A 26184-nucleotide genomic window follows, 5' to 3' on the forward strand; every position below is an offset into this window, starting at 1 on the left:
TTCCGCACCAACTGCCGTCGGCCCGAGGAACACCCCGCTGTCATCTCCGTAATCAGCGACCGCACACAGCGCGCACATCTCAATCAGCAGCCAGGTCGCCCCGGAGAGCCGGGCGGCCACTCCTGAGAAGCCACTGAAGGCAAGAACCCATAAGCCACACCCGGCCCTCCCGGGCCACCAAACAACTTACGGAGGACCCATGGGCTACGCCCAAGCAATCCGGTCCGGACCTGGCCACGATCGGGGCCCGCCGGATCCTCGAAATCGACGGCGTGCACGACGTCTGGCCTCGCGGTGAGCGGCTCGTGGCGGTCCGTCGGGCCGCCACGGCGTACAAGGAGCGCTTCAAGGCGCAGGGCCAGGTCCGTGCCGTGAAGTCGGTGGACATCGCGGCGGCGCCTTACCCGGTCGACTACGCCTTCCACAACGCCGTGTCCGTGCCCACGCTGCCGCTCATCTCCATGATCAACCGCATGATCGTCGTCCAGTTACGACGACTGGGACGGCACTCCTCGCACCCTGGTGTTCGAGCCCACGGTTCCCGACGGCTCCGGGGAAGCTCCCTTCTACCGGAACCTGCAAAAGCTCATGAACCGGGTCCCCGGCGAGCCGGCTGGCCGAGAAGGTCGTCCTCAAGTACTACAACGAACCCGGGGACGTCCTCGCGAAGCTCGGTCTGACCGCCGACGACATCGATTTCTGCACCTTCGACCATCTTCACGTCCAGGACCCGAGGATGATCCTCGGCTCCACCGAGACGATCGACGGCGAGAGCGAACCGCGCCGACCGCTGTTCGGCGACGCGCGGATGCTCGTGCACAGCCGCGAGCTCGCCACGCTCCAGTCGCTGCACCCGATGCAGTGGGCGTGGTACGTCGACGGCGGGCTCGGCGGCGTGGACCCGGCGAAGTTCGTGACGTTCGACGGCGACATCGAACTCGGCCCCGGCATCGCTCTGTTGTGGACGCCCGGCCACACCGACGGCAACCACTCGCTGGTGATCAACACCCCGGACGGCGTCTAGGTCTCCTCGGAGAACGGCATCTCCCTGGACAACTGGCAGCCGGAGCTGTCAAAGATCCCCGGCGTGCGCAAGTACCACCAGAGGTTCGGCAGGGAGATCTGCCCGAACGCCAACACCCTGGAGGACTCGCTCGACCAGTACGACTCCATGGTGAAGGAGAAGATCCTGGCCGACCCCTGCAAGCGAGACCCTCGCTGGCTCCAGATCCTGCCCTCGACCGAGCTCGCTCCGTGGAAGCGGTTCTGGCCTGTCGTCCCCACCTACGTCCACGGCGGAATCGCCTACGTCGACATCAAGGCAGGACTGCGATGACCCATTCCCCGCAGGCGCCGTCGTCACAGGGGCCGGCCGGGGCCTCGGCGGGCAGATCGCCCGGCTCCTCGCCGCACGCGGCCACCACGTCCTCGTCACCGACATAGACCCGGCCTCCGCCAACGCAGCTGCCGACGATCTCGGCGGCAGCGCGACCGCCATGGCGGTCGACGTCCGCGACCAGGCCCAGGTCGAAGCGGCCCGCGACACGATCGTCGCCCGGGCCGGCCGCCTCGACGTGTGGGTGAACAACGCCGGTGTCCTGATAACCAGCCCGGCCTGCGAGCAGGACGAAGCGGCCCGCTGGCTAATGATCGAGGTCAACGCCCTCGGCACGATGAACGGCACCGTCATCGCGATCGGCGCGATGCGCGGCAGCGGCGGCCATGTGGTCAACATCGTGTCCCTCGCCGGCCTGACCGCCGTGGCCGGGGAGGCGGTCTACGCCGCGTCCAAGCACGCGGCGATCGGCTTCAGCCTCAGCACGATGGCGGACCTCAGGGCGGCCGGCGTCCAGGACACCGACATCTCGTGCATCTGCCCGGACGGCATCTGAACCCCGATGCTGCACGACAAACTCGACGACCCCGCCTCCGCCCTGTCGTTCTCCGGCAAGCTGCTCCAGCCCGAGGAGGTCGTCGAGGCCGTCCGCAAGGTACTCGACGAACCCCGCCTGGTCACGGCCGTCCCCGGCCATCGCGGCCTCGTGGCCAGGCTCGCCGACCTCGTACCGAAGCTCGGCCTGGCAGCCGTGCCCCTGGTCGTCGCCCAAGGGCGCCGCACACAGCGGAAGCTCCTGGCACGAGGTGTACCGCGATCGACAGCGGGCGACTGATCCCACGTGCCGGACGACGGTCCGTCACATTAGCGCGTACTGGACGGTGGGGCCGGCCTCGGTCACCATCGCGAACGACTCGGGAGGAGAATCCGGTGTTCCGGCGCGATGGCGCGGAACCCGGCCCCCTGAACCACGTAGCGGCCCACGCTGGCCGACGAGGTCGGCGCCGCCGGGCATGGGGCGGCGCCGGCCTATTGGGCGACCATCTGCTGGAGGTCCACGTCGAGGGTCTTGATCAATCGCAGCACCAATCACGGACACCGGTCACACATTCCTGAGTGGTCATCTGCGTTCTGCCCGGTCCATCGCACCGTGCCCGCGGGCCTCCTCCCGCCCGCCGGAATGCTGCTTCGCCGGTGCGGGGGCGCGCTCGTGATCTGCTGCACCGCCAAGGACGGCCTGGCGGCGCAGGCAAGGTGGCTCAGCTGGCGCGGAGAGTCAGGGCTGCGGTGTGGAGCTTGCCGTCGGTCTGGAACTGGAGGAACAGGCGACAGTTGCCGGGCTTGTCGAGCTGGGCGTGGATGGAGAGGTCAAGGCCGCCACCGGCTGTGGTGACCTTGTTCTCCGGGTGGAGGTGGGCGACGGCCTGGTCGCCTTCGTGGAAGGCGGTCAGGTGGGCGTAGGTGTCCAGGTAGGGCTGGAGGTCGGTGACGGGTTTGCCGGTGGGGTGCAGGTGCTGGAAGCCGATCAGGTCGGAGCGCATCGCGTAGAAGTGCATCCGCTTGGTCTGGTCGAGGCCGAGGCCGGTGGCCGGATTGCCGTCCGGGCCGGTGATCGTGAACGCGTGGCCGGCGGGCTTGCCCGCAGGAAGCTCCTTGATGTCGGACACGAGGCGGTAGCCGTGCTTGGCGTCGGCCAGGCCGTCATCCTTGGCCATGTCGCCCTGGTCCATGCCCGGCATGCATGAATCCTCAGAGGAGCCGCAGGCTGCAAGCGCCGGCACAAGAGCGGCGGTGACGGAGGCCGCGGCGACGGCGCGCCGCCGAGGGGAGGTACGGGAGAAAGCAGACATTGTGTGGAGTCTTCAGGTGTGCGCGGCCTCGAGGGGCAGCGCAGAGGTGGAGGGGACGCCCTGCCGGGTCCGTGCGGGGCCTACCCGAGACCGGCAGAGGTCTGTCACGTCCGCGCGATGCACACCTGGAGCAGCACAGCCCGGCCGAGATCTCCTCCTCACCGCCTCGGGCTCGCGCGCCCTGTTCACCATCACCGACATCCGGGAATCCGCCTGCCAACCGGGAGACGCGGCAACCGCGCCGCCCGAGTAGACGGTCACCTCTCCCTCGCCCCGGCCTCCGTCGCGGCGGTTGTCTCGCCGCCATGACAATGATCACCACAGACCAGAAGTCGAGCGAGACCACCCCGTACACGTTCTCCGTGGTGACCGGGACAGGATGCGGATCGGTCGGATTGAACACGGTCTGCAGGGCGTAAATCGGACTGGTCCCGATGTCTCCGAACACCACGCCGAGAGCACCGACCACCAGCGCAAGGACACACCGTGTCCTGTGCGCTTGGACCAGGGTCCGCAGCGGACCGGGACGCTGAAGAACCGCGGCATCACACGGAGAGTGTGGAACTCTGCCCGGTGAGCCGCAGCTCTGTCGGTGTCCCCGCGGAGTGATCTGCCCGTGGCGGGGCGGGCGGCCTGGCGCCGAGACAGGCTCGCGCCCACCCTTGTCCTCGCCGTCACCGTACGCGAACGCGACCTCGTCGCCGCCGAGCGGCGCTGCGTCCGACGTGTCGAAGTCATCAGCCCACCCGACGAGCCGCCCACCGCCGCCGGCCCGGCGGCGACACGTTGCGCTGTCGGACTCCGCGAGTGGCGGACGCCGGCCATGTGGCAGGCTCCGGCGAACACCGGCCCAGTGGGCGTTCACCGGCAAGGAACTCAGGTCGACGCATGCCCGATTGCTCGTCGGACGCGGCGCGTCACTTCGGCCGATGCCGGTCCCGGTGCCGGTACCGATTCACCGGTGTCTGACGTCACGGGCCGGTGGCACCATGGCGACTCGCGAGCGGCAAGCGCCCACGCCCCGCGCTGCCGGGTGCGCCATTGGTGTCCATCGTGACGTGGCGCGCCGGTGTCAGGGTTCAGGATGCCTGAGGGAGGTGCTTGGCTGGCGCGAGGGCCCTTGTCCGAATTCTCCGCGGGAGGCTGCATGGTGCCGGCCGGCGAACAGCTGGGCACGGCGGTCCGTCCCGGTGATGTGACCCGGCGGCGCGTGGCTTCGGGCAGCACGGTGCTGCGTCTGTTGTCGACGACCGATCACAAGGTGATCGGGTACATGTACCTGGTCACCGCGTTCTGCTTCTTCCTGTTCGCCGGCGTGCTGGCTCTGGTGATGCGCGCCGAGTTGGCCAGGCCGGGGATGCAGATCGTCTCCTCGGAGCAGTACAACCAGCTGTTCACGGTGCACGGCACCATCATGATGCTGCTGTTCGCGACCCCGACGTTCACGGGGTTCGCCAACGCGGTGATGCCGCTGCAGATCGGTGCGCCCGACGTCGCCTTCCCCCGCCTGAATGCCTTCACCTACTGGGTGTACCTCTTCGGGGGGCTGATGGTGGTGAGCGGATTCCTGACGGCCAACGGCTCCGCGGCCTTCGGATGGTTCGCCTACGCACCGCTCAACAGTGCCGTCTTCTCGCCCGGCATCGGCGCGGACCTGTGGGTGATGGGACTGGTGGTGTCGGGGCTGAGCACGATCCTGGGTTCCGTCAACTTCATCACCACGATCGTCTGCCTGCGCGCGCCGGGCATGACGCTCTTTAGGATGCCGATCTTCACCTGGAACGTACTGTTCACCTCCATCCTGGCGCTGCTCGCCTTCCCGGTCCTGACCGCCGCGCTGCTCGCGCTGGAGGCGGATCGCAAGCTCGGCGCGCATGCCTTCGATGCCGCCAACGGCGGGGCGCTCTTGTGGCAGCACCTGTTCTGGTTCTTCGGCCATCCCGAGGTGTACATCGTCGCGTTGCCGTTCTTCGGGATCGTCAGCGAGATCCTGCCCGTCTTCAGCCGCAAGCCGATCTTCGGATACGTCGCTCTGGTGGGGGCGACCATGGCCATCACCGGGCTTTCCGCCACCGTGTGGGCGCACCACATGTTCGCCACCGGCGCCGTGCTGCTTCCGTTCTTCTCGCTGCTGTCCTTCCTGATCGCGGTGCCCACCGGGGTGAAGTTCTTCAACTGGATCGGGACGATGTGGAACGGGTCGCTGTCCTTCGAGACACCCATGCTGTGGTCGATCGGGTTCCTCGTCACCTTCCTGCTCGGCGGGCTCACCGGCGTCCTGGTCGCCTCTCCGCCGATGGACTTCCACCTCACCGACAGCTACTTCGTCGTGGCCCACCTGCACTACGTGCTCTTCGGCACAATCGTTTTCGCCACGTTCGCAGGCTTCTACTTCTGGTGGCCGAAGTTCACCGGGAGACTGCTCGACGAGCGCCTGGGAAAGATCCACTTCTGGACCTTGTTCACCGGTTTCCAGCTCACCTTCCTCGTCCAGCACTGGCTCGGCGAGCAGGGGATGCCGCGCCGGTACGCCGACTACCTCGCCCAGGACGGCTTCACCCTGCTCAACACCGTCTCCAGCATCGGCTCCTTCCTCCTCGGCCTGTCCACGCTGCCCTTCCTGTACAACGTGTGGTGCACATCCCGGCAGGGTCGCAGGGTAGAGGTGGACGACCCCTGGGGATGGGGGCGGTCCCTGGAGTGGGCGACGAGCTGCCCACCGCCGCGGCACAACTTCCACGCGTTGCCCAGGATCCGCTCCGACTCCCCGGCCTTCGACCTGAATCACCCGGAGGTGCCCGGCCGATGAGAGCGGAAGCATGGCTCTTCACCGGCGTCGCCGTGTTCTTCGCGTTGACGGGCGGGGTGTACGCGGTCTTCGCTTCCGATCCGGCGGGCATCGCCGCCCTGCTGGTGTCGCTGCTGATGTCCTCGCTCGTCGCCGGCTACCTGTGGCGGCAGTCCCTCCGGGGCGGCCCGCGGCCGGAAGACGAGGAAGAAGTCGAAGTCTCCACCGCCGGCGGCCGGCGGTTCTTCTTCCCCGCACGCAGCTACGCGCCGGTCATCGCAGCTACGGGGACGGCGCTGGTGGGTCTCGGGCTGGTGCAGGGGCTGTGGATCACCCTGATCGGCTTCGGAGTGCTGGTACCCGGCGTGTTCGGGTTCGTCTTTTACGGCCAGGAACGCACCCGCTGACAGTAGTCGACGGAGCGCTGCGCGCATCCTGTCACGGTGAGCCGGAGGGCGGGACGGGGTTGTCCGGGCCGGCGAGTACGGCCTCCACGGTGTGGCGCGCGGCGGGTGTGACCGGCGGCCGCATCGTGTCGCCGTAGTACCAGCGGCTCAGAGCGCCGCGCAGCCGGGCCGTCCGCCGAGCCACGCCGCGCCCCGTGGCATCCGCCGGTTCGGGGAGCGGCACGGGAACCTCGTAAACCGTCCGCACGTACCGCTCCGCCGGGGGCAGGGGTACGCGGGCTGGGTGGAAGCCGCCTTCGACGGACTGCCGTACCTCTCCGGTTTCGGCCCCGTGCAGCAGCAGGTGGCTGTCGCGGGCCTGAAGGGCCAGGCAGAGGCGGCGGGTGAGCCAGAACGCGGCCGGCGGGAGCACCAGGAAGGCGCAGCGCAGCGTCCAGGTGACCCCCGCGAGAGGCACCTCGGTGATGAACGCGATCCAGTCCTGGGCCCCTGCCAGCAGCAGCACCCCATACCCGCTGAGCACGGCCACACCCAGCGCCGTCCGGGCGGGCCGGTTCCGCGGCCGGTCGCACAGATGCCGTTCCCCCCGCTCGCCGCTGATCCAGCGCTCGAAGAACGGGTAGGCGTACAGACCGAGGAAGAGCAGCCCCGGCAGCACGATCCCGGCGAGGAGCGGATTCCACGGCACCGTGTGGCCCCACAGGCGGGTCTCGACACCCGGCAACAGACGCAGCGCGCCCTCCAGGAACCCCACGTACCAGTCGGGTTGGGCGCCGGTCGAGACGACGTCCGCCCGATAGGGACCGTAGGCCCAGACGGGGTTGATCTGCGCCACTGCGCCCAGTGCCGCCAGCACTCCGCCCACCATGAAGAACAGGCCCGCTGACTTCGCCGCGTACAGGGGGAAGAAGGGCTGGCCCACCGCGTTGCGGCCGGTGCGGCCGGGGGTGGCCCACTGGGTGTGCTTGAGGTGCACCACCAGCAGCAGGTGCAGGGACAGCAGCCCCACCAGGAGGCCGGGCACCAGCAGGATGTGGACCGGATACAGGCGCGAGACGATGTCCACGCCGGGGTACTCGCCGCCGAAGACGAAGAACGACAGGTACGTACCGGCCACCGGGACGGACAGCATGATTCCCTGGGCGGTGCGCAGCCCGGTGCCGGAGAGCAGGTCGTCCGGCAGCGAGTAGCCGGCGAAGCCCTCGACGAGCGCGAGGAGGAACATCGTCACCCCGACCGCCCAGTTCAACTCCCGGGGCCGGCGGAAGGCGCCGGTGAAGTAGACGCGCAGCAGATGGGTGGCGATGGCGAAGACGAACAGGAGGGCTGCCCAGTGGTGGATCTGGCGGATCAGCAGACCGCCCCGTACCTCGAAGGTGATCCGCAGCGTCGAGGCGTAGGCCTGCGACACGGACACCCCCCGCAGCGGGGCGTAGGGACCGGTGTAGGTGACGTGTTCGAGCGACGGGTCGAAGAAGAGTGCCAGCCAGGTGCCGGTGAGCAGGAGCACCAGCAGGCTGTACAGGGCGATTTCACCCAGCAGGAATGACCAGTGGTCCGGGAAGGCCTTGCGTAACCCCGATCGGACCTGATCCAGCAGCGGAAGGCGGGCGTCGGCGGCGAGAACACCCTGCCGCGCGGTGCGGCTGAGCCCTCGCGCCATCCGTGCCCTTCGCCTCTTCAGCAGCACACCGCCTCCTCTCCATCACGAACGGCGTCCCGGCGAGGCGGACGCAGACGGACGCCTCGGGGCCGTAGTCGTCATCGAGCATGGCGCACCCCCGGCAAGCAGGCAGGCAGGCGCGCACCACACAGACCCGAACAGGCCCGGGCCGCACCAGCGGGTAGGTAGGACACACGGACAGGACGGGACGTCCCCCGGCGCCGGCCGGCGTTCTCTGCGTCGGGCGAAATCGGTTCAACCGACGCCGCCAGACGCCCGGCGATGGGCAGGAGACCGTCTCCCGGCCAGGCGGGCCCGCAGTGATCAGCAGTTCGGCTGCCGACCGCGGCTGCACCGCACAGCTTGCCCAGCGGATGTGGCGGGCGCCTGCGGATCTCGCGATAGCCGGGAGCAGCGCTGAAGCCGTGGCTCCCCTCCGACCGGCCGAGCGTCGGCCCGCTGCGGGAGCATGACGGCGCGATACTGGGGACGATGGACGAGGAGAAGGCAGTGGCTCCCACAGCGGGCACGACGTCCAGCGGCGACATCGTCGGTGCGCCGTGCTGGATCAGCCTCATGGTCCGCGACCTGCCGGCCGCGCAGGCCTTTTACGGGCAGGTCCTCGGGTGGCGTTATCGCCGGGCCAGACTGGGAGACGGTTTCATTACCGCGGTATCGGCCAGTGGCCCGGTCGCCGGCATCGGAGTGATGGCTGCGGATCTCCGCATGGAGCCGGCCTGGACGGCCCATTTCGCCGTCGGCAACGCGGACGCGGCCTCGGCACGGATCCTGGAGCGGGGCGCGACCGTCGCGGTCGGCCCTCTCGCCTTCCCGGTAGGCCGCGGAGCACTGGCCGCGGACCGGGACGGCGCCGCCTTCGGCATCTGGGAGGGAGAGCTCATTGCCGAGTGGCCGGCCTGGCGCAAGAGGTCACCTGTCTGGCTGCGGCTACACACCCGTGACGCGCTGGACGCCGCGATCTTCTACGGCCAGGTCCTGGAGTGGGCGGGCGAGGAGCCCGGGGCCTGCCAGGTAGCGTACGAGCGGGAGGAGGTCGTGGTTCGCCATGACGGGCACGTCGTCGCCCGAATTAGTTCCGGCGCCATCGCAACGGCGCAGGACCCCATGATCCGTCCGAAGTGGCACGTGTACTTCGCCGTCGCCGACGTCGCCGCTACCGCCCGCGCCGCCGTCCGCCACGGGGGCCGGCTCCTCGAACCTGGTCGCACAGCGAGAGAGCACGCCACCCTGTGTGACCCCGAAGGGGCCCTCTTCACCGTCGTCAGCCCTGCCCGCCCCTGACAGCCACTGAGTCGGGACACGCTGACGGCGGCAGCTTGTCGTGCCCGACGAAAGGAGGCCCAGCAGCGAACATCGAGGGCCGCTCGACCATGATCAAGCAGCGGCTCAAGAACGCTCCCGGCCACTGATCCAACTTCGCAGCGGCGGGCGGACTTCCTCGGGCAGGCCACCCTGCGCCCAGGCCCAGTGGCCAACAGAGCGCCGTACGCGCCGCTGGCTTCCGAATCCGGGACGGTCCTGGTGGCTGTCGCCGTTGATGCCCGGGCCAGGTCCGCCTGCGGGCCTGCCGGAATTGACGGGAGTGTTCCTGAGGCGTCTTCGCGGAGGGTCCACATGCCGAGGACGCGGTCCCCGTCCGGTCTAAAATCGCTGATTCGCGGGACACAGACCCGATCCCCGGGTAGCCGGAGGCCATGAACATCACGGAAACGCCCCCGCTGCGCGCCGTCGCGCTGGCCTGCACGCTCTCGCCCTCCCCCACACGGTCGAGCTCCCAGCTGCTGGCCGAACAGACCATGGCCGCCCTCGCCGAGCACGGCGTCACGGGCAACACCGTCCGGGTAGCCGACCACGAGGTGAAGCCCGGCGTGAAGACGGACATGGGCGGCGGTGACGCCTGGCCGCAGATCCGGGCCGAGATCCTCGGCGCGGACATCCTGGTCCTGTCGACGCCGATCTGGCTCGGGCATCCCTCCAGCATCGCCCAGCGGGTGCTGGAGCGCCTGGACGCGGAGCTCTCCGAAACCGACGACGAGGGCCGCATGCTCACCTACGGCAAGGTCGCCGCGGTTTGTGTGGTCGGCAACGAGGACGGGGCCCACAAGGTCAGCGCCGACCTGTTCCAGGGCCTCAACGACGTCGGGTTCTCCCTCGCACCGAACGCCGTCACCTACTGGGTCGGCGAAGCCATGCAGGGCACCGACTACCAGGACCTCGGCGAGACCCCGGAGAAGACCGCCGGCACCACGAAGACCCTTGCGGCCAACACCGCCCACCTCGCCCGCTGTCTGAAATCCGCCGCGTACCCGCTATCATCCTGACCCCCCGCAGGCCCAACGAGCAGCACGCCGCAGATCCCATGCCCCAGGCGAGCACGCCTCCCCCGCCTGAAACCCACAGGCAAGGCTGTTGCCCCGCGTGCCGGCCAGTCCCCAAGGCCCCTGCTTGCAGACTGACCAGCAAGGCGCCGACCGCCGGAGTTTCGGCTGCGGGTGCGGCGGCGCGGGCTCACACTGCTACATGTGCGGCTGGCCGTAGTACCGGCCGAACTGGTCCAGGTAGCTGGGATTGCCGGTGTGCTTCATCTCGTCGAACTCCGGGGCGTCCTTGATCTGGTCCTTCGTCCGGTCGACGTAGATCGTCTCCTGCATCGTGTCGATCATCCTGATGGTCCCGGCGGGCAGCAGGACGTGCTTGCCGAAGATCCACACCCCGGTGTCGACGACAAGGTAGGAGGCGCCGACATCCTCGGAGTGCTTGCTGATCTTTCCGATGCTGCCGTCGGTGGCCTCCACCTTGTAGCCGACGATGTCGATGCCCTGCTGGTATCCCGAGTCCGGGTTGTATCCCCAGATGTCGAACTCGCTCACAGCGATTCCTTCCGGTTGGCCTACGAGTACGGGCAATCTGCCAGATTGCCGCGAACCCGAAACCGAACCGCGGGAGAGCCACTCCTCTGCCCGCCGTTCGACGCCCCGGCCATCAGGCGATCCACAGCTGGACAAGACGCCGACAGGGCGATGGTGCGCCTGCACGCCCCCCGGCGGCATTCTCGCGAATGACACTTTCGCGGAGCAAGATCAAAAATTGGCCGCCGGACGGCCGTTGACACCCTGGATCCCGGATTCGCTCTCACCAGATTCCGGGGCACGACGGTCTCTCAGGAATCCTCCCCGACCGGCGGGTAGGTCACGTGCCCGTGGTGTACCTGCGCGTTCTCGTTCAGGACCGCCAGGTGGGTTGCTGTGGGCGACATGATGTGCGCCACTTCCACGCCCGCGACGATCAACGCATCGGTGATCAGCCGGCGATGGCAGCGCCACGGAACGGCCTCGCTGCACATGATCGCCGGCCGCTCCTGCTCGGCCAGGCCAAGCAGCTCTTCCAGCCCTTGCGCGAACTCGTCGCCGGCCATGTAGTCGGCGTAGTCACGGAAGGCTTTGACCCGCCATGCCCCGTTAACGCTGGGTACCCCTTGCGGGGTATGCCGCCGACCGCCCAGTTTCGGGATCCATCGGTATTCGATGTCGGCCGGCACCGCGTCGATTATCGCCGACTGGTTCCACTGCGGGAACTTCCTCGACGACGGAAACGAGCGAACGTCGACCAGGCAGGAGACATCGTTGTGCCGCAACATCTCCACCACCTCATCGAAGTCGCGGGTCGAATGCCCGACGGTACAGACACGGATCGCCATCTGCTGCCTCACCTCCGGATTTCGCCTCGGTACCAGCCCTTGAATACCTGTCGTGGCGCCATGACACCACCCGGAGGCCGGGGCTCTTCGAGGCCGATGTGTGTGGGCGCTCGACTATCTGGCGAAGTGGTCACGGCGGCCGCCGTCAGGGCATACAGGAGCAGGGCGGTGCGCCGGATTCCACCGCCGGACCAGGGTCGGCCGCTGCGGCTTATGGTGCGCGGCCCGCGATCCAGCAGCACATCCCGAGACAGGTGCTGCTCGATGACGGCGAGCAGTGCCCGCTCGTCGGGGGAGAGTCCGGAGTCGTGCACGATCAGCCCTGACATTTGCCTCAGGAATCCGGCCACGGACCCGTGCCACGGACAGTGCCGTGATGGCCGCTGGCATCTTCGCGGCTACCTCCCAGCATCATTCTGGGGAAGCCTGCCCGCGTGCCCGGTGCTTCCATGCGCAGGCTTGGTGTGCCACAGCAGGCGTACCTCAGTTTCCCTGCCCCGATGCGGTGGACTGTGGCACGTCACACTTCTACCCGCAGCCATCCACCTCATGCAGGCGGATTCTGATCTCCAGGCTGCGCGGCCGAGTACTGGCGCATGCGCTACGCGGCAGGATCATGGGGTGGCGTCTTTCGCCGGAATGATCTCCCGGGCAATGAGTCGGCAGGCGGGGAGAGCTTCGGATTCTGCTCGGAGCCGGGGAACGGGCGTCGAGCCACCCAACGGCCGGGCTACGCAGGAACACACCATGGTGCCTTCTTCTGGTTCGCCAGGTCCTCTGGCTCGGCCTCCTGGTCGGCATCCTGCTTGTCTACACCAACACGCCACTGCACCGGCAGGAATTCACCTCGACGCCCCTGGGGGCAGCGGGGGTCGTCTTGTTCACCCTCTTGGCTCTATGGGCCTCTCAGAAGCTTCTCCTCGGCCGCAGGGTTCAGAGGGAAGGCTCTGCTGTCCGGTGCGGCCGTCACCACGCTCGGCCTACTGGGCCTGCGAGCCTTCTCCTCACTCGTGTTCTCCCCCTTGATCGAGGCCCAAGCGGTCACGTACGGCGCCGTGGGAACCGTGCTGATCATCCAGTCCTGGCTCGTCGGTGTCGGGTTCGTCGTCTACGGCGGAGCACATGTGGGCAAGGTGCTGCACGAAGCGGCATCCCGCCGGATCCGGCAGCGCCGCCCACGGCGCTGAACGGCCGGCCTTGTCCCTGCCTGTCCCATGGCCGTACGTGCCGTAGGGACAAGACCTCTGTACCGGCGCTCCCACGGCCGGCAGCGGTCCTCCGTCACAGGGGCGACGTCACCCTGATGTCCTGTCACTGGTTGCCGCATGGGTGGAGGGGGTCGAGATTGGGGTTGGGGAGCGAGTGAGAGGAACGACCATGGCACGCCATTTGGTATTGCGGGGCAGCAGGGGCCTGGCAGCCGCCGCTCTCGCCCTGGCCGTGACCGCGGGCGGATGTGGCAATGACGACGGCTTCTCCCTGGCCGAGTGGAATGCACCGGGTCAAAACGCGCGGATCGGTGACATCATGATCCGCTACGCGCACGTTGCCGAACCGCAGGGCGGGCCGTGGCAGCCTGGGGACGACGTCCCCGCGTACGTGTGGCTCTACAACAAGGGCAGCGAGGCCGACAGGCTCGTGGGCGCCGACTCGCCGAACGCGGCCTCGGTCGACATCGTCGACGCCGACGGCAAGCCGCTGCCCGACGGCGTGGAACTGCCGGAGAACAAGCTCGTCGAGCTGGAGCCGGGCAAGTCCCATCTGGTGCTACGGGATGTGCGCGAGGTGATCAGAGGCGGCGACTTCATGAAGTTCACCATGCGGTTCGAGAAGGCGGGGTCGATCACCTTCAACGTCCAGTCACAGATCCCCGCCTACGACCAGAGCCCATCTCCCAACCCGTAGCTCGAAGACACGGCAACACACCGCCCTGGCCCGCCAGCCCCGACGAGGCGGAAGCAATCGCGTCCGCCCGCGTGCCTGCCGAGAGGCCACCGAACCTTCGACCGTCGGGAGCACGTCAGCCAGGCGCCCGCTGCCCGGCCCGTAGGAGGAGGCATTCGCGTGTCCGTACCGCTGGAGGACTACGCCCTGATCGGGGACACCTGTGCCGCGGGGCTGGTGAGCCGAACCGGTTCCCTGGACTGGCTGTGTCTGCCGCGGTTCGACTCGGGAGCGTGCTTCGCCGCACTGCTCGGGGGCCCCGAACACGGTCACTGGTCGCTGTCGCCCCGCGGTGAGGGGTGGTCGGTCACGCGGCGGTATCGCGGAGACAGTCTGGTCCTGGAGACAACCTTCTCCGGCGCGGACGGTGAGGTCCGTGTCATCGACTGGATGCCGGTTCGGGACCACCGGCCCGATGTCGTACGCCGTGTGGAGGGCGTACGGGGTCGTGTACGAATCCATGGTTCCTTCATGCCGCGTTTCGACTACGGCAGCATCGTCCCCTGGCTGCGGCCGGACGGCAGGCGTCTGGAAGTGGTGGCGGGACCTGACCGTCTCACTCTCGATTCCGGTGTCGATTTCGAACTGCGCGACAAGGGCCACGCGGTCTCGGATTTCGCCGTCGCTGCGGGTGAGGCGGTGGAGTTCCACCTCGCCTGGGCCGCGGGCGAGTGGGCCGCCGAACAGCCGCAGCTTGGCCGCGACACCGTCCGTGAGACGGAGCAGTGGTGGCAGGACTGGGTCGGGCAGTGCCGGTACGACGGCGAGTACCGGGACGCCGTAGTACGTTCCCTGATCACGCTCAAGGCCCTCACCTACGCCCCCACCGGCGGCATCGTCGCCGCCCCCACCACCTCCCTGCCGGAGGAGCTGGGCGGTGTGCGGAACTGGGACTACCGCCTGTGCTGGATCCGGGACGCGACGTTCGCCCTGCTGGCGTTGATGGACGCGGGCTACGTGGACGAAGCGAGCGCCTGGCGGGAATGGCTGCTGCGCGCGGTGGCCGGGCAGCCCGAGCAGATGCAGATCATGTACGGCATCGACGGCACGCGCCGCCTGCCGGAGCTGGAACTCGGGTGGCTGCCCGGCTACGAGGGATCACGGCCGGTGCGCACGGGCAACGAGGCTGCGAAGCAGTTCCAGTTGGACGTCTACGGAGAACTCATGGACGCCCTGTACCAGGCGCGCTCCGAGGACATCGCGCCGAGCCCGGACGCCTGGCGGCTGCAGCGCGAACTCATGGACTTCCTCGAGGGGAACTGGCGCGATCCCGACAACGGGATCTGGGAGATGCGGGGGCCCAGGCGGCACTTCACGCACTCCAAGGTGATGGCCTGGGTGGGTGCCGACCGGGCGGTGAAGTCGGTGGACGAGTTCGGCCTCCACGGGCCATCCGACCGGTGGAAGCGGCTTCGCCGGGAGATCTTCGACGAGGTCTGCCGGGACGGCTACGACGCCCGGCGCAACACGTTCACCCAGTACTACGGCTCGGACACCCTCGACGCGTCCTTGCTGACGATCCCGAGCGTCGGCTTCCTGCCCGCCGACGACGACCGGGTAGTCGGCACAGTCCGCGCGGTGGAACAGGAACTGCTGCGGGACGGCTTCGTCCAGCGGTACACGATGACCGACACGACACAGCGCATCGACGGACTTCCCCCCGGGGAAGGCGCGTTCCTGCCGACAACGTTCTGGCTCGCCGACGCCTACATCCTCCAGGGAGACGTGGAGCGGGGCCGCGCCCTCTTCGAGCGCCTTCTGGACCTGCGCAACGACGTCGGACTGCTGTCCGAGGAATACGATCCGAACACCATGCGGCTCACCGGCAACTTCCCACAGGCCCTGTCCCACATCCCGCTGATCAACACAGCCTTCAATCTGACCAGCCGGCACGGCCCGGCGCAGCGCCGATCCGCTCGCGGGCACAGGTAACACGGCGCCTCCGACATGGGCTGGCCTGGGGTTCACCTGTCCGCAACGGCCGGCCGCTCCCTGACGGCGGCCAAGGCCAGAGCGGCCGTCTGCTCGGGGCTGCCGTCGATGGGAATCACGGCACCGGGCTCGTCGGCAGCCAGTGGTTCCAGGTCGGCGATCTGGGACTGGAGCAGGCTCACCGGCATGAAGTGGTCCCGACGGGCCGCGAGCCGGCCCGCGATGAGCTCCGCCGAGCCATCCACGTGGAGGAAGAAGACGCCGGGTGACGCGGCTGCCAGCCGGTCACGGTAGCGGCGCTTGAGGGCCGAACAGGTGACCACCCCGCCTTGGCCGGTGTGCTGGGCAAGCCATGCGGCGATCGCCTCGAGCCACGGGCCGCGGTCCGCGTCGTCCAGGGGGCGGCCGGCCCGCATCTTCGCCACGTTCCGCGGCGGATGGAAGTCGTCGCCCTCGGCATACGGCACCCCCAGACGCTCGGCGAGTCTGCGACCGGTGGTCGTCTTTCCCGAGCCGGAGACACCCATCACGACGACCAGCACCGGCCGCCGGCTTTGCGGCGAAGACCCGCCGCTCACGTCGGGTCACCCCACAAGTCGAGCGTGAGAACCACCTTCATGTCGTCGTCCCGGACCGTGAACGCCTCGCCGGCGCGGTCCAGCGGCACTCTGCGCGTGATGAGGCTCTCCAGCCACGCGAGGTCTGCCCTCTCCAAAGCCTGCGCCGCCAGCCGGTAGTGCCGCAGGTTGGCGTTGACCGATCCCACCACGACGTCGTTCTCCAGCACGATCTCCCGGTTGATGCTGCCGGCCTCCACATCCAGCCTCCGGCCCGCCGGCGACACGCCGGTCAGGCAGACGATGCCGTACCGCGCGTTGCCGGACATCACCGCGAACACCACCTCCGTCGCCCCGGTGGCCTCGATGACGACGTCCGGGACAACCGATCGCATCACCACCTCCAGGTCCTGCGCGTGATACGTGGCGCCGAGAGCCTCGATCAGCGACGGCTTCGGACCCTCGGTGACACGGTCCAGCACATGCACCTCCAGACCGCGCTGCACACCGAGCATGGCGGCCAAAGTTCCGATCGGGCCGGCCCCCGTCACCAGCACCCGCTCCGGCTCGAACCACGACCTGCCACCGATCCGATCCACCTGCTCCCACGCCTTGACCACCACCGACGCCGGCTCCAGCAACACCCCCACCCCCTCCAGCCGCGCATCGAGCCCGACCGCGTACTCCGGCTCCACACACCACACCTGAGCGCCGTAACCATCGAGCTCTTTGATTCCCCGCTCGGTGTACCGGCCGTTGCGGCACATGTCGAACTCACCGCGCGCGCATGCACCGCAGGGCACCGGATCGGGCCGGCGGACCACACCGACGACCAGATCACCAGCCTCGAACCCGCTGCCGGACGGTGCCTGACGTACCCGCCCGAGCGACTCGTGCCCCAGCACCAACCGGTCACGGCCTGGCGGCGCCCAACCGTAAGAGCCCCCGGCGATCTCCCTGTCCGTGCCACAGACCCCCACCGCGAGACCGTCCACCAAGAGCTGTCCCTCCCCGGGGACCGGCTCGGGAAGCTCGCGGACTTCCAGCGAATCCCTGGCATGCGGACGGACCGTCAATGCGTACATCCACTTCCCTTTCGGTCAGAGGGACAACAGGATCACCCGGGCGGGATCCCGTTCTGGGCCGACCGCTCCGCGGCGAACGCCCCCAGAGGGAGCTGCGCGGGGCCCCCATGGGTGCCGCCGGTTCCCTCGTGCCGCAGCTCGGCATGGCCGCCGCGCGCGATATCACGTCACAGCGCCAGACCGACCCTCGCTTGAAGAGCGACACGAGCAAGCCGATGGGCAGGCTCCTCCCACGGGCCGACGGCCGCTGCAGGGCTCTCGGTCCATCTGCCGGTGACGCTGACCGAGCTGCAGGTCCGAGCCGATGATGCCGCCGGGGACCTCTCGAGCGGTAACTGCGACGTTGTTCCAGGCCATGGTGGCGGCGTCGGGTATCTCCGGTTCGATACCAGACGCTGGCCCTCTCTTTTGAGATGGTCCACGCCCTCCTCGGAGGTTCAGGCTCGTCGCGTGCGTCCCGCAAGGAGCGAGACTGCGGCCAGCAGGATCAGCACGATCCCGGTCGCCACTTCGTTGATCCGGGCGGCGTCCGCTTTGGAAGTGCCGCCGTAGCCGATCACGAAGGGAGCGACGATGAGCCACGCGCCGGCCACAGCGATGATCAGATCGGACACCGGGCCGCGCCGGCGCAACAGGCGGGCCAGCGCCACCAGGAAGACCACCACACCGACGATCATCTCGTTCAGGTGCGCATCGACCGCGGGTTCGTTGAACGGGTATCCGATCACCCAAGCCCCGACCAACAGCCAGATCCCCACCAGCAGCATCAGAAAGCTGACGAGCGAGTAAAGCGCGGGACCACCACGGCGACTTTCCGGTGGACTATTGTCCGTCTGGTAGACGGCAGAACGACGACTGTGTCGCGTCATCGGGCCTCCTGACAGGGATCGGCGAGACCCTCTGCGGGCACTGCTCCGCCACGTCGCCGTCGTTCGCGGTTCTCGGCGGCTGACACAGCTGATTGGATGCCCTCTTTGCTATGTTCCGCCCACCAGGCGGGCGCGGCATCTTGCAATCAGCCGGAAAGCAGTCTCCGTGCGTGTCACCGGATCGACGTCATCCATGCCGTGAGCACACTGCCCAGCAGTCGTTCCTCATTCCCCGCGGGGCACAGCTGTCGGGGACTGGATGTGGCGGACAAGGAGCATTGCCGCATCGTCATGCGCAGATCCTTGCGAGTACCGCGCGAGATCGTCGCGAAGGCTCGCCAGCGCCGTCTCCGGGTCCGGTGCGTCCAGCAGATGTGCCCGCTCGCCGAGCGGATAGAAACGATCGGACCGGTCCCGGGCCTCGGTGACACCGTCGGTGTACAGGAACAGCTGGTCGCCCGGGGCGAATTCGACCCTGAAAGGCTCAGGACCGGCGGCGCCATCGAGGCCGAGCCCGAGCGGCAGGGCGTAGCTGGGCGGGTCGGTGAACGTCACCGCACCGTCTGCGTGCACGAGCATGGGCGGGGGATGGCCGTGGTTGAGGAGCGTGACGGCGTGCCCGTCCTTGAACTCCGCGAGGATGGCCGTGACGAACTTCTCCCCTTGCAGCTCCTGGCTCAGGGCCCGTTCCAGGCGTGTGCTGACGCCCGCCAGGTCTGGTTCGTCTCGTGCCGCCTCCCGGAAGGCGCCGAGGGCGATCGCCGCGGTCTCGACCGCTTCAAGCCCTTTGCCCTGCACATCCCCCACGATTACCCGCACCCCGCCGTGGGAGGTGATGACCTCGTACAGGTCGCCGCCGATACGGGCTTCTGCGGCTGCCGAGGTGTACGACACCGCGAGCTGGAGGTGGCCCGCTTCGGGCGGGACGGGCCTGAGCAGTACGCGCTGCGCGACTTCCGCGACGGAGCGTACGCTGGCGAGTTCGGCTTCCCGGCGCTGGCGCATGACTGCGGCCGCCACGCCCGCTGCGGTGACGCCGACGACGGATGCCATGGCCGTGTATCCGCGTCGTTCCTCGAAGATCCCGTTGTACAGGCCGAGCCCGATGCACAGGAGCAGGGAAACGGCCCCGATCAGGGCTGTACGCCGCCAGCCGCCGACGAGCCCGGCGAAGGCAGGTCCCAACGACACCAGCGGCAGCAATCCCACACTCGTCCCGACGACGACGTCCACGACCACGACGATCGTCATCACGGAATACGGAAGCAGGGACAGCAGCCTGTGACGTGCCGGCGGCTGCTCGACCAAGGCGGACTCCAGCGGTAGTGAACGGGTGGCAATGGCTGTCGCGTCCAAGCCTGGCACTTGGCGGCATGAGAATCCCACTCCGTACCTGTCGCCCCGCCGCGTCTAACCTATTCAGGACTTGCACTGGCCGAATGCCGCACCCATACCCCGTTACCGAATCGAAACCACGCCGTCCGGTGCGTGCCGGAAGGGCCGACCAAGGTGCAGGCGACATCGAGCCGCCGTTCGCGCAGTACGGCAAGGCCGGCACGTACGGTGGGCGCGTGCAGCCACTCCCGGAGCCCGTTCGCCGGCTTGTCGTCTCGTGCGCCGTAATCCTCCTGGTCAGCGGGGTCGTCTACATCGGGATCCAGGTGTGCGTAGCGCTGCGGCCTGCCGTCGTTCCCGTACTGCTTGCCCTGCTCGGCACCGCTCTGCTCCTGCCCCTGCACCGATCGCTCGTAAGGGCGAAGGTCAACCGGTCAGTTGCCGCTGCGCTGACCTGCGCCGCCGTACTCGCCGTGGTCGGCGGCGCCGTGTACGCCGCCACGGTCACGCTGGTCGACACCTGGAATCAGATCGTCGCCTCGCTGCGCAGGGCGGTGCGGCAGCTGGCCGGTCAGTTCGGTGCGTCCGGCACCTCACTGGAGGATCTCACCGACGAGGCGCTGAACGTGCTGGGCAGGGTCGGCGGAACGGCAGCCTCGGGCGTGGTCACCGGAGTCAGCGTGGCCCTCCAGGTCCTCGGCATGGCAGTACTGGCCATGCTGCTGGTCTTCTTCTTCCTGCGCGACTCCGACCGCGCCGGCCGCACCCTGCGCTCGCTCGTCCCACGCGACAGCGCCGACACCACCGAGGCAATGGCCCGCCGGGCCTTCGGGGGCGTAGAAGGATTCATGCGGGGCACCACCGTGGTAGCACTCATCGACGCGGTCTGTATCACCGTCGGCCTGCTGATCCTCCGCGTGCCCGGCGCACTCGGTCTCGGCGCGATCGTCTTCATCGGCGCCTACGTCCCCTACCTGGGCGCCTTCATCTCCGGGGCCGTATCCGTGCTGGTCGCACTCGCCGACCGCGGAGGCGTCATCGCCCTGTGGGTCCTCGGCGTGGTGCTCCTGGTCCAGTTGCTGGACGGGAACATCCTCCAGCCGATGGTCCAAAGCCGCACCGTGCGGATCCATCCCGCAGTGGTCCTGGTGGCGCTCACCGCGGGCGCGTCCGTGGCCGGGATCGTCGGCGTGCTCCTTGCCGTGCCGGTCACCGCCGCCGCCTTCGGAATCGTCCACGAGCTGCGCACGCACTACGCAACCTCCCCGGAGCCGCCCGCTGCGGGACCCTCCGCCGAGCCATCCGTGGACGCATAGAGCCGCTCTCAAGTACGGCGATGCAACTCACCGCCTCCCGGCGCGCCCCTGCAAAGCTGGCTGGCCGTACGCCGTAGTCGGTGGACGAGCGGGCTCGTGGTCACCTCGATGCAGGGGAGTGAGAGCGGCGGTCGGGGCAGGTATGCCAGGAGCTCGGCGGTCGGCACGGCCTGGCCCCGCCCGTCCACCGGACAGCTCGCAGCCGGCTGCCGGCCGCCGTGGTTGCGGCGCGCTCACCCTCCGGGCGGTACCGCCGGAGAGTCCGGGGCGGCCTCAGTTTCCCGGCTGAGCGGAGAGCGACCCGGGTTCCGGCGCCAAGCCGTCGCATGCCGGCCGGTCGCACGCCGGCGTGCTGGGGCCGGCGACAACCCGGGGGTGGAGAGGGACGCCGTTGGCACGCAGCACCTCACGGACATCCAGGATCAGAGGGAAGACCTCATGGTTGCGGTCCTCGCCCTGTTCGTCCCATGCTCGCTGTTCGGCTTCGACGGCCATGCGGTCCTGCGCGAACACACGCTCGGTGAAACGCCTGATGAGCGGCCAGGCGAGATGAAGTGCGCCGGCGAACCGGGGCCTTTCGATCATGAGCAGGCCGTAGGCGTGACACGTGCGCTGCTCCGCGTCTTCGGGCACGTACGAGGCCCAGAGACACAAGGAAGGGCGCTCGGCGTTCTCCGGGACCAGGTCCAGCGTCTGGTAGGGGTATTCGGTGCGGATGGTCATGACGTCGCTGGATGTCTGGCCGCCGATGCCCTCGGCTGCGAGCAGGCCGGCACTGCGGCTGCGCTTGCCCCCGGTGTGGGTGAACAGATACCGGGCCTCCACCGAACGCAGGCCGGTTTCGTATCCCAGCAGCTGCGGCTGAAGCCTGCCGACGACGCCCCGGTGGAGGAACTGGTGGTTCATGTCGAGCAGGTTCTCGTGCATGAACGAGTAGTGGCAGCGCACGGTCCGGGAGAAGGTCATGGTCTTGTACTGCGGCGAGGCGAAGGCAGGTACCTCGGGCAGCGGAGTGTCCGCCGCTTTCACCGGGTCGCCCGGGAAGACGAACACCAGACCGTACGCCTCACGGACCGGGTAGGCGCGCACGCCGCGTGGCGGCCGGGCATCGCCCTTGGACAGGTAGGGGATCTGCGAGATGCGGCCGTCGCCACGGTAGGCCCAGCCGTGATAGCAGCAGCGCAGTGTCTCGCCCTCCACGGCCCCCATGCTCAGCGGCACCTGCCGGTGGGCGCACCGGTCCTCCAGCGCATGGACCGCGCCGCTCGCCCCGCGATAGAGCGCGACCCGCTCCCCGCCGAAGGCGGTCGCGGCCACCCGCCCGCTGCGCACACTCCGGGACAGTGCGACCGGATACCAGAAATCCGGGTTCGCCCCGGTCCGCCGCAAGTCAGCCGTTCCGGACAGCGGATCGTGGTGCTCCGGGGGCCGGCGCGCGGCCTGGTCAGAGTCGCTCTCGCTCATACCTCTCCCTCGTGCACGGGCAGCAGCTTGGTCCATCCTGGCTGCCGCCCGCCGCCGACGCCCTGCCGGGCACGCCCGGACGGGTGCCGAGGGGGACCTGGAAGACCTTGTGGCACTGGGCCCGCTGGAGGGCTTCGATCTGGCTCGCCAGTTCCCGCCGCGCGGTCGAGGTGTGCGCGTACCCGATCCGGGTCGGCCGCTCGGTGCGCGGCGCGGGTACGACTGCGAGCGCCGGTCCCCCCTTCACGGGCGGCCGGGAAGTCGGTCGGCGGGGACGGGGATCTCCAGTTCCTCGCGGAGCGCGGGAACGCGGACGAAGCGCGGGGGGTGGTACCTCGCGGCGGTCTTCCCGCCGCGGGTGCGGCAGGCGCTGCCAGCGGGCGCGACACAGTTCGGGCACTCGTGAAGCTCTACCGCCAATGCGGCCTGATCGGGCGGGATTCAGCGTCTCGCTCGACTTTGCATATCCGCAGGTCAGACCGCTGTCTGGCGACAAGATCGAATGAGACGGGGCACTCGCCTGGGAGACGTGGCTGGTAGGCCTCATCTCCGAGACACCTATCGCGGGTATCTCCTCAGTCGGGGATGGCGAGTCGCTGAGTCCGGGCTGTTCGCAGCACCTGCCGGGAGCCGAGCCCTTGGCTGGTGTCGATGAAGGCGATGGTGGTGTTCGTCGAAGTTCGCGTTCGGCGGCGGAGTGCCGCCGGGGTAGATGTTGGGGCCGTTGGTGGTGAACAGTCCGAGCCGCGGGCCGGGGGCCGCTGTTGATGCGGACCATGAGTTTGGTGGTGAGGCGGCGGGTGAGCTCGGTTCCAGGCGGTGAGCTCGGTTCCAGAGGTCGCGAGCGCAGGGACGTGTGCCTGCACGAGCGTGTCAGAGAAGCGGCGATCGGTTCTTCTTTCGGCCCAACGTTGGGGTCCTGGTGCAGTGTCTCGTGGAACATGGTCGATGCCAGCTGCCGTAAGTCTTCGAAGCGGTAGCGCTGGTTGACGAGGATGTTCGGCAGCGCCTCACCCGAGCCGGGCGGGCTGACCTGCGCGATGGTGGCCGGCGCGAGGTTGGGCGAAGCGGGCGCGGGTCAAGACGGTGCCGCTGCGCAGCGCCGTGATCCCCGGCTCTCCGAACGTGCACAGCAGTGAGGCTGCCGCTGCCCGAAGCACCGGGTCGGACACGGTGCCTCTCGGCTCGCGAGAGGCAAGCGTGGGCCGCAGGATGAATGGGAGGAAGGGGAGGTGTGCCGTGAATGGCTCACGTATACCAGTGGTGTTCGTCCATGGCCTGTGGCTGCACTCGACGAGCTGGGAGCCGTGGGCCGAACGCTTCGCCGAAGAGGGATACGAACCCGTCATGCCGGAGTGGCCCGGCGTGCCGGACACGGTCGCCGAGGCCCGCGCGAACCCCGACAGCCAGGCCGATGTCGGTTTGGATGCCATTTGCGCCGCCTATGCGGACGTGGTCCGGGCGCTGCCCGAGCCGCCGGTCCTCGTCGGGCATTCCATGGGCGGGTTCACCGTGCAGCGTCTGCTCGGCGGAGGGCTCGGCAGAGCAGCCGTGGCGATCTCCCCGGGACAGATCAAGGGCGTCAAGGCCCTCAGCCCCACCCAGGCACGCTCCGTCTTCCCCGTCCTGAGCAATCCGGGCAACAAGCACCGCGCGGTGTCCCTGACCGCCGAGCAGTTCCGGCACGGCTTCGCCAACGCCGTCTCACCCGAGGAGTCCAACGCTCTCTACGAGCAATGGGCCATGCCCAGCCCCGCCCGCCCCCTGTTCGAGCTGGCCTTCGCCAACGTCACCCGGCACTCGCCTGCCAAGGTCGACACCGGCAACGAGGAACGCGGCCCGCTCCTGCTGATCTCCGGCAAGCTCGACCACACCATCCCCGACGTGCTGACCCGCTCCGCCCACAAGCAGTACCGGCACTCCAACGCCGTCACCGACTACCACCGGTTCGACGACCGCGGGCACTCCCTGATCATCGATAGCGGATGGCCCACCGTGGCCCAGACCACCCTGGACTGGCTCACCAAGACACTGAACTGACTACCCCGGCCGCGGCGGCACTCCGGTTGCCGGCTTCGGAATGTTCGCCGACGATCGGTCCCTGCCCGCCGCCTGGACGCCGTACTTCGCCGCCGCCGACGCCGACCTTGCCGCCGCCCGCATCCGCGAGCGCGGTGGGACCGTGGCCGTCGGCCCACTGGCCTTCGCTGCCGGGCGGGCCGTGCTGGCGGCCGACCCCGCCGGAGCGGTCTTCGGGCTCTGGCAGGGCGAAGTCCTCGAGGACTGGCGGGTGGGCCACGGCCCCGCTCCGGCCTGGCTCGAGCTGCGCACACGCGACGCCTTCGCGGCCGCCCTCTTCTGCGGGGAGGCGCTGGACTGGGCCGGCGAAGCACCGGGAACCTGCGTGGCGGCGTACGAACACGACCACGTCGTCCTGCGCCACGGCAGGGACACGGTCGCACGGATCAGCGGCGGCGCGGTGGACGAGGCCCCCGATCCCCATCACCGCCCCCGGTGGCACGTCCCTTTCCAGGTCACCGATCTGGAAGCCGCCACCAGCGCAGGTAGTGTCGGGCCGGTACAGCTTCATGCCCTGCTGCGACATGGTCCGCATCACGAAGCCGTCCTGCCCGGGCACCCCGGACATCCGGGCGAGCGCAAGCGACTGAAGGTAGTAGCGCTGGGCGAGGCCCTGCTCGCCGCTGTCGTACGCCTGCCAAGCGTGACGCCTTCCAACCGTACAGGTGCGCCACTGCCGAGGCGACCGAGAGCGCCTCGGCGCGGACGTCGTCGCTGGCGAACCGGCCCCGGCACAGCTGGGCAACGTCGGTGATGAGGTACCGCACGAAGGCGGCCCGGCCGTGCTGTCCGCCGTGGCGCTCGTCCATGCCCATGCCCATGCCCATGCCCATGCCCATGCCCATGCCCATGAAGAGTTTCACCATGTCGCGCACGGCGGCGACGTCGGCGTGGCCGGCGACTCCGCCGCCGCTGACCGTGCGGGTGCGGGCGGCAGCTTCCTGGACGGCCTGGAGCGGGAGGGTCGCTGCGGCCATGGAGTAGGCGGAGGCGGCCAGGAATCGGCGGCGGTTCACATCGGCCTCCCGATGGCGGTGAGCGTCTCGATGGGATCGAAGTCCAGCGTCAGCCGGATGCTGTCAGCTTCACCCCCGGCCGGGGAACCAAGTCCGAGATCTTCACGGGTGATCCGCCGGCCCAGGCGCCGGGATAGTGCCTCCGCCAGGTACCCCGGTGTCGCCCCGAACGGTTCGGCGCCCTGGACCCAGTGGTGGACGGCCGACTAGTTGGTGTCCAGGCTCTGGCCGCTCCCTACTGACTTCAGCTCGTTGGGGTGAAGTCAGTAACGGCGCGAGCCCTCCAAGCTGACGAAGCTGCTTCACGCAGAGACTTCCCCTCCGCGGAGTGATCAGGGAGATCGAGTCGCCGTTTCCCAAGGCCGCGCCGCCCTCGAATGGGTCAAAGTCCCCGGTCGCGGCAGCCACACGGCGATCATCCCCATCGGATGCGCGCTCACCGACCATGTGCGGTGCGACGCTGCGAAGCCCGCCTACTTCGTCTCGTTCGGGTGGCTCGTGTGCACCTGCTCCAGGAAGACCGTGCCGCTCGTGGACGTAGAACCAGATGTGCGCGGTGCCCTTCGCAGTCGGTTTGTGCTGCCACCGCTCATCGGTCGCGCCGCCACGCTCGATGACGCCGAGCTCACCCTTGAGCCGATGGTTCGTCGGCGTCGTGGACAGTGGCGTCCGCGTGAGGAAGTCCCAGGTCTCCGTCATGGGGTTGCGGATCGTCGCGACGAGGTCGCGCCCATCCCTTCTGCGCGTCGGCTGTGGCGAAACGGATCTCCTACTCGATCTTCTTCGGAGGGCGAGGAACCAGCTCGCCCTTCCTGGCGGCCGCCA

At 68.8% G+C, this 26184-nt stretch carries 24 protein-coding genes; 14 read left to right on the forward strand and 10 right to left on the reverse strand.

Annotation, left to right across the window (positions count from 1 at the left end; translation table 11 throughout):
- Positions 1 to 736: 736 nt before the first annotated feature.
- The 4 genes from ACFWP3_RS36440 to ACFWP3_RS36455 all read left to right on the forward strand — a co-directional run bounded on the left by ACFWP3_RS36440 (position 737) and on the right by ACFWP3_RS36455 (position 2171).
- A complete protein-coding gene (locus ACFWP3_RS36440) occupies positions 737 to 1024 on the forward strand; it encodes a hypothetical protein (protein ID WP_384229925.1) in 288 nt (95 codons plus the stop codon).
- Positions 1025 to 1087: 63 nt separating this feature from the next.
- Positions 1088 to 1336 (forward strand): hypothetical protein, encoded by a 249-nt coding sequence (locus ACFWP3_RS36445; protein WP_384229927.1) that lies wholly within the window; start codon positions 1088 to 1090, stop codon positions 1334 to 1336.
- Entirely contained in the window at positions 1272 to 1892 is a 621-nt protein-coding gene (locus ACFWP3_RS36450) for an SDR family oxidoreductase (protein ID WP_384229970.1), read from the forward strand. Before ACFWP3_RS36445 ends, ACFWP3_RS36450 begins: the two co-directional genes overlap by 65 nt.
- A gap of 6 nt (positions 1893 to 1898) precedes the next feature.
- A complete protein-coding gene (locus ACFWP3_RS36455; RefSeq protein ID WP_384229930.1) occupies positions 1899 to 2171 on the forward strand; it encodes a hypothetical protein in 273 nt (90 codons plus the stop codon).
- Positions 2172 to 2595: 424 nt separating this feature from the next.
- Here ACFWP3_RS36455 and ACFWP3_RS36460 read toward each other — a convergent pair whose 3' ends face one another.
- Together ACFWP3_RS36460 and ACFWP3_RS36465 are read right to left on the reverse strand one after the other, a co-directional pair.
- Positions 2596 to 3075 (reverse strand): hypothetical protein, encoded by a 480-nt coding sequence (locus tag ACFWP3_RS36460; RefSeq protein ID WP_384229932.1) that lies wholly within the window; start codon positions 3073 to 3075, stop codon positions 2596 to 2598.
- Positions 3076 to 3085: 10 nt separating this feature from the next.
- Positions 3086 to 4051 (reverse strand): KUP/HAK/KT family potassium transporter, encoded by a 966-nt coding sequence (locus tag ACFWP3_RS36465; RefSeq protein ID WP_384229934.1) that lies wholly within the window; start codon positions 4049 to 4051, stop codon positions 3086 to 3088.
- A gap of 282 nt (positions 4052 to 4333) precedes the next feature.
- Between ACFWP3_RS36465 and ctaD the strand changes: the two genes are divergently transcribed.
- Complete coding sequence (gene ctaD / locus ACFWP3_RS36470) at positions 4334 to 5995, forward strand: cytochrome c oxidase subunit I (protein ID WP_384229936.1); 1662 nt, start codon at positions 4334 to 4336, stop codon at positions 5993 to 5995.
- On the forward strand, positions 5992 to 6381 hold the full coding sequence (locus ACFWP3_RS36475) for a cytochrome c oxidase subunit 4 (RefSeq protein ID WP_384229939.1): 390 nt from the start codon (positions 5992 to 5994) through the stop codon (positions 6379 to 6381). The genes ctaD and ACFWP3_RS36475 overlap by 4 nt, the downstream gene beginning before the upstream one ends.
- Before the next feature lie 31 nt (positions 6382 to 6412).
- On the opposite strand, the gene ACFWP3_RS36480 is transcribed toward ACFWP3_RS36475, so the two are convergent.
- On the reverse strand, positions 6413 to 8044 hold the full coding sequence (locus tag ACFWP3_RS36480; RefSeq protein ID WP_384229941.1) for a cytochrome bc complex cytochrome b subunit: 1632 nt from the start codon (positions 8042 to 8044) through the stop codon (positions 6413 to 6415).
- A gap of 492 nt (positions 8045 to 8536) precedes the next feature.
- Here ACFWP3_RS36480 and ACFWP3_RS36485 point away from each other — a divergent pair, with 492 nt between their 5' ends.
- Positions 8537 to 9346, forward strand: coding sequence for a VOC family protein (locus tag ACFWP3_RS36485; protein ID WP_384229943.1), 810 nt, complete (start codon positions 8537 to 8539; stop codon positions 9344 to 9346).
- Between the two features lie 413 nt (positions 9347 to 9759).
- A complete protein-coding gene (locus ACFWP3_RS36490) occupies positions 9760 to 10386 on the forward strand; it encodes a flavodoxin family protein (RefSeq protein ID WP_384229946.1) in 627 nt (208 codons plus the stop codon).
- Between the two features lie 195 nt (positions 10387 to 10581).
- Here ACFWP3_RS36490 and ACFWP3_RS36495 read toward each other — a convergent pair whose 3' ends face one another.
- Together ACFWP3_RS36495 and ACFWP3_RS36500 are read right to left on the reverse strand one after the other, a co-directional pair.
- Entirely contained in the window at positions 10582 to 10935 is a 354-nt protein-coding gene (locus ACFWP3_RS36495; RefSeq protein ID WP_384229948.1) for a PRC-barrel domain-containing protein, read from the reverse strand.
- 290 nt (positions 10936 to 11225) lie between these two features.
- Positions 11226 to 11762, reverse strand: a complete 537-nt coding sequence (locus ACFWP3_RS36500) for a DUF488 family protein (protein WP_384229950.1) — start codon at positions 11760 to 11762, stop codon at positions 11226 to 11228.
- Positions 11763 to 12772: 1010 nt separating this feature from the next.
- Here ACFWP3_RS36500 and ACFWP3_RS36505 point away from each other — a divergent pair.
- The 3 genes from ACFWP3_RS36505 (at position 12773) to ACFWP3_RS36515 (ending at position 15638) form a co-directional block, all read left to right on the forward strand.
- Positions 12773 to 12949 (forward strand): hypothetical protein, encoded by a 177-nt coding sequence (locus ACFWP3_RS36505; RefSeq protein ID WP_384229952.1) that lies wholly within the window; start codon positions 12773 to 12775, stop codon positions 12947 to 12949.
- 190 nt (positions 12950 to 13139) lie between these two features.
- Positions 13140 to 13667 carry a copper chaperone PCu(A)C gene (locus ACFWP3_RS36510; protein ID WP_384229954.1) on the forward strand — a complete coding sequence of 176 codons (528 nt, stop codon included), beginning with the start codon at positions 13140 to 13142 and terminating at the stop codon, positions 13665 to 13667.
- 159 nt (positions 13668 to 13826) lie between these two features.
- Positions 13827 to 15638: a glycoside hydrolase family 15 protein gene (locus tag ACFWP3_RS36515; RefSeq protein ID WP_384229956.1), complete on the forward strand. Its 1812-nt coding sequence runs from the start codon at positions 13827 to 13829 to the stop codon at positions 15636 to 15638.
- A gap of 32 nt (positions 15639 to 15670) precedes the next feature.
- Here the strand turns inward: ACFWP3_RS36515 and ACFWP3_RS36520 are convergent, their stop codons facing one another.
- The 4 genes from ACFWP3_RS36520 to ACFWP3_RS36535 all read right to left on the reverse strand — a co-directional run bounded on the left by ACFWP3_RS36520 (position 15671) and on the right by ACFWP3_RS36535 (position 19400).
- Positions 15671 to 16165: a gluconokinase gene (locus ACFWP3_RS36520; RefSeq protein ID WP_384229972.1), complete on the reverse strand. Its 495-nt coding sequence runs from the start codon at positions 16163 to 16165 to the stop codon at positions 15671 to 15673.
- 47 nt (positions 16166 to 16212) lie between these two features.
- A complete protein-coding gene (locus tag ACFWP3_RS36525) occupies positions 16213 to 17280 on the reverse strand; it encodes a glucose 1-dehydrogenase (RefSeq protein ID WP_384229958.1) in 1068 nt (355 codons plus the stop codon).
- A 437-nt stretch (positions 17281 to 17717) separates the two neighbouring features.
- Entirely contained in the window at positions 17718 to 18149 is a 432-nt protein-coding gene (locus tag ACFWP3_RS36530) for an SPW repeat protein (protein WP_384229960.1), read from the reverse strand.
- Positions 18150 to 18374: 225 nt separating this feature from the next.
- Positions 18375 to 19400, reverse strand: a complete 1026-nt coding sequence (locus ACFWP3_RS36535) for a PP2C family protein-serine/threonine phosphatase (RefSeq protein ID WP_384229974.1) — start codon at positions 19398 to 19400, stop codon at positions 18375 to 18377.
- A gap of 320 nt (positions 19401 to 19720) precedes the next feature.
- Between ACFWP3_RS36535 and ACFWP3_RS36540 the strand changes: the two genes are divergently transcribed.
- Positions 19721 to 20800, forward strand: a complete 1080-nt coding sequence (locus tag ACFWP3_RS36540; RefSeq protein WP_384229962.1) for an AI-2E family transporter — start codon at positions 19721 to 19723, stop codon at positions 20798 to 20800.
- 273 nt (positions 20801 to 21073) lie between these two features.
- Here the strand turns inward: ACFWP3_RS36540 and ACFWP3_RS36545 are convergent, their stop codons facing one another.
- Complete coding sequence (locus tag ACFWP3_RS36545; RefSeq protein ID WP_384229964.1) at positions 21074 to 22264, reverse strand: Rieske 2Fe-2S domain-containing protein; 1191 nt, start codon at positions 22262 to 22264, stop codon at positions 21074 to 21076.
- A gap of 1239 nt (positions 22265 to 23503) precedes the next feature.
- Between ACFWP3_RS36545 and ACFWP3_RS36550 the strand changes: the two genes are divergently transcribed.
- Both ACFWP3_RS36550 and ACFWP3_RS36555 read left to right on the forward strand, forming a co-directional pair.
- The gene (locus ACFWP3_RS36550; RefSeq protein WP_384229966.1) at positions 23504 to 24304 is read left to right on the forward strand and encodes an alpha/beta hydrolase; all 801 of its coding nucleotides are present in this window, start codon (positions 23504 to 23506) and stop codon (positions 24302 to 24304) included.
- A 40-nt stretch (positions 24305 to 24344) separates the two neighbouring features.
- The gene (locus ACFWP3_RS36555; protein WP_384229968.1) at positions 24345 to 25097 is read left to right on the forward strand and encodes a hypothetical protein; all 753 of its coding nucleotides are present in this window, start codon (positions 24345 to 24347) and stop codon (positions 25095 to 25097) included.
- Positions 25098 to 26184: the final 1087 nt, after the last annotated feature.

This window comes from Streptomyces sp. NPDC058525 (assembly GCF_042719495.1).
GTDB lineage: Bacteria > Actinomycetota > Actinomycetes > Streptomycetales > Streptomycetaceae > Streptomyces.

Bases quoted from the DNA above. Each gene is read 5' to 3' on its own strand.
- ACFWP3_RS36555 (WP_384229968.1), top strand. From the start codon at position 24,345: ATGTTCGCCGACGATCGGTCCCTGCCCGCCGCCTGGACGCCGTACTTC.
- ACFWP3_RS36490 (WP_384229946.1), top strand. From the start codon at position 9,760: ATGAACATCACGGAAACGCCCCCGCTGCGCGCCGTCGCGCTGGCCTGC.
- ACFWP3_RS36475 (WP_384229939.1), top strand. From the start codon at position 5,992: ATGAGAGCGGAAGCATGGCTCTTCACCGGCGTCGCCGTGTTCTTCGCG.
- ACFWP3_RS36485 (WP_384229943.1), top strand. From the start codon at position 8,537: ATGGACGAGGAGAAGGCAGTGGCTCCCACAGCGGGCACGACGTCCAGC.
- ACFWP3_RS36510 (WP_384229954.1), top strand. From the start codon at position 13,140: ATGGCACGCCATTTGGTATTGCGGGGCAGCAGGGGCCTGGCAGCCGCC.
- ACFWP3_RS36440 (WP_384229925.1), top strand. From the start codon at position 737: ATGATCCTCGGCTCCACCGAGACGATCGACGGCGAGAGCGAACCGCGC.
- ACFWP3_RS36460 (WP_384229932.1), bottom strand. From the start codon at position 3,075: ATGCCGGGCATGGACCAGGGCGACATGGCCAAGGATGACGGCCTGGCC.
- ACFWP3_RS36545 (WP_384229964.1), bottom strand. From the start codon at position 22,264: ATGAGCGAGAGCGACTCTGACCAGGCCGCGCGCCGGCCCCCGGAGCAC.
- ACFWP3_RS36480 (WP_384229941.1), bottom strand. From the start codon at position 8,044: ATGGCGCGAGGGCTCAGCCGCACCGCGCGGCAGGGTGTTCTCGCCGCC.
- ctaD (WP_384229936.1), top strand. From the start codon at position 4,334: ATGGTGCCGGCCGGCGAACAGCTGGGCACGGCGGTCCGTCCCGGTGAT.
- ACFWP3_RS36535 (WP_384229974.1), bottom strand. From the start codon at position 19,400: ATGACGATCGTCGTGGTCGTGGACGTCGTCGTCGGGACGAGTGTGGGA.
- ACFWP3_RS36455 (WP_384229930.1), top strand. From the start codon at position 1,899: ATGCTGCACGACAAACTCGACGACCCCGCCTCCGCCCTGTCGTTCTCC.
- ACFWP3_RS36525 (WP_384229958.1), bottom strand. From the start codon at position 17,280: ATGTACGCATTGACGGTCCGTCCGCATGCCAGGGATTCGCTGGAAGTC.
- ACFWP3_RS36530 (WP_384229960.1), bottom strand. From the start codon at position 18,149: ATGACGCGACACAGTCGTCGTTCTGCCGTCTACCAGACGGACAATAGT.
- ACFWP3_RS36500 (WP_384229950.1), bottom strand. From the start codon at position 11,762: ATGGCGATCCGTGTCTGTACCGTCGGGCATTCGACCCGCGACTTCGAT.
- ACFWP3_RS36520 (WP_384229972.1), bottom strand. From the start codon at position 16,165: ATGGGTGTCTCCGGCTCGGGAAAGACGACCACCGGTCGCAGACTCGCC.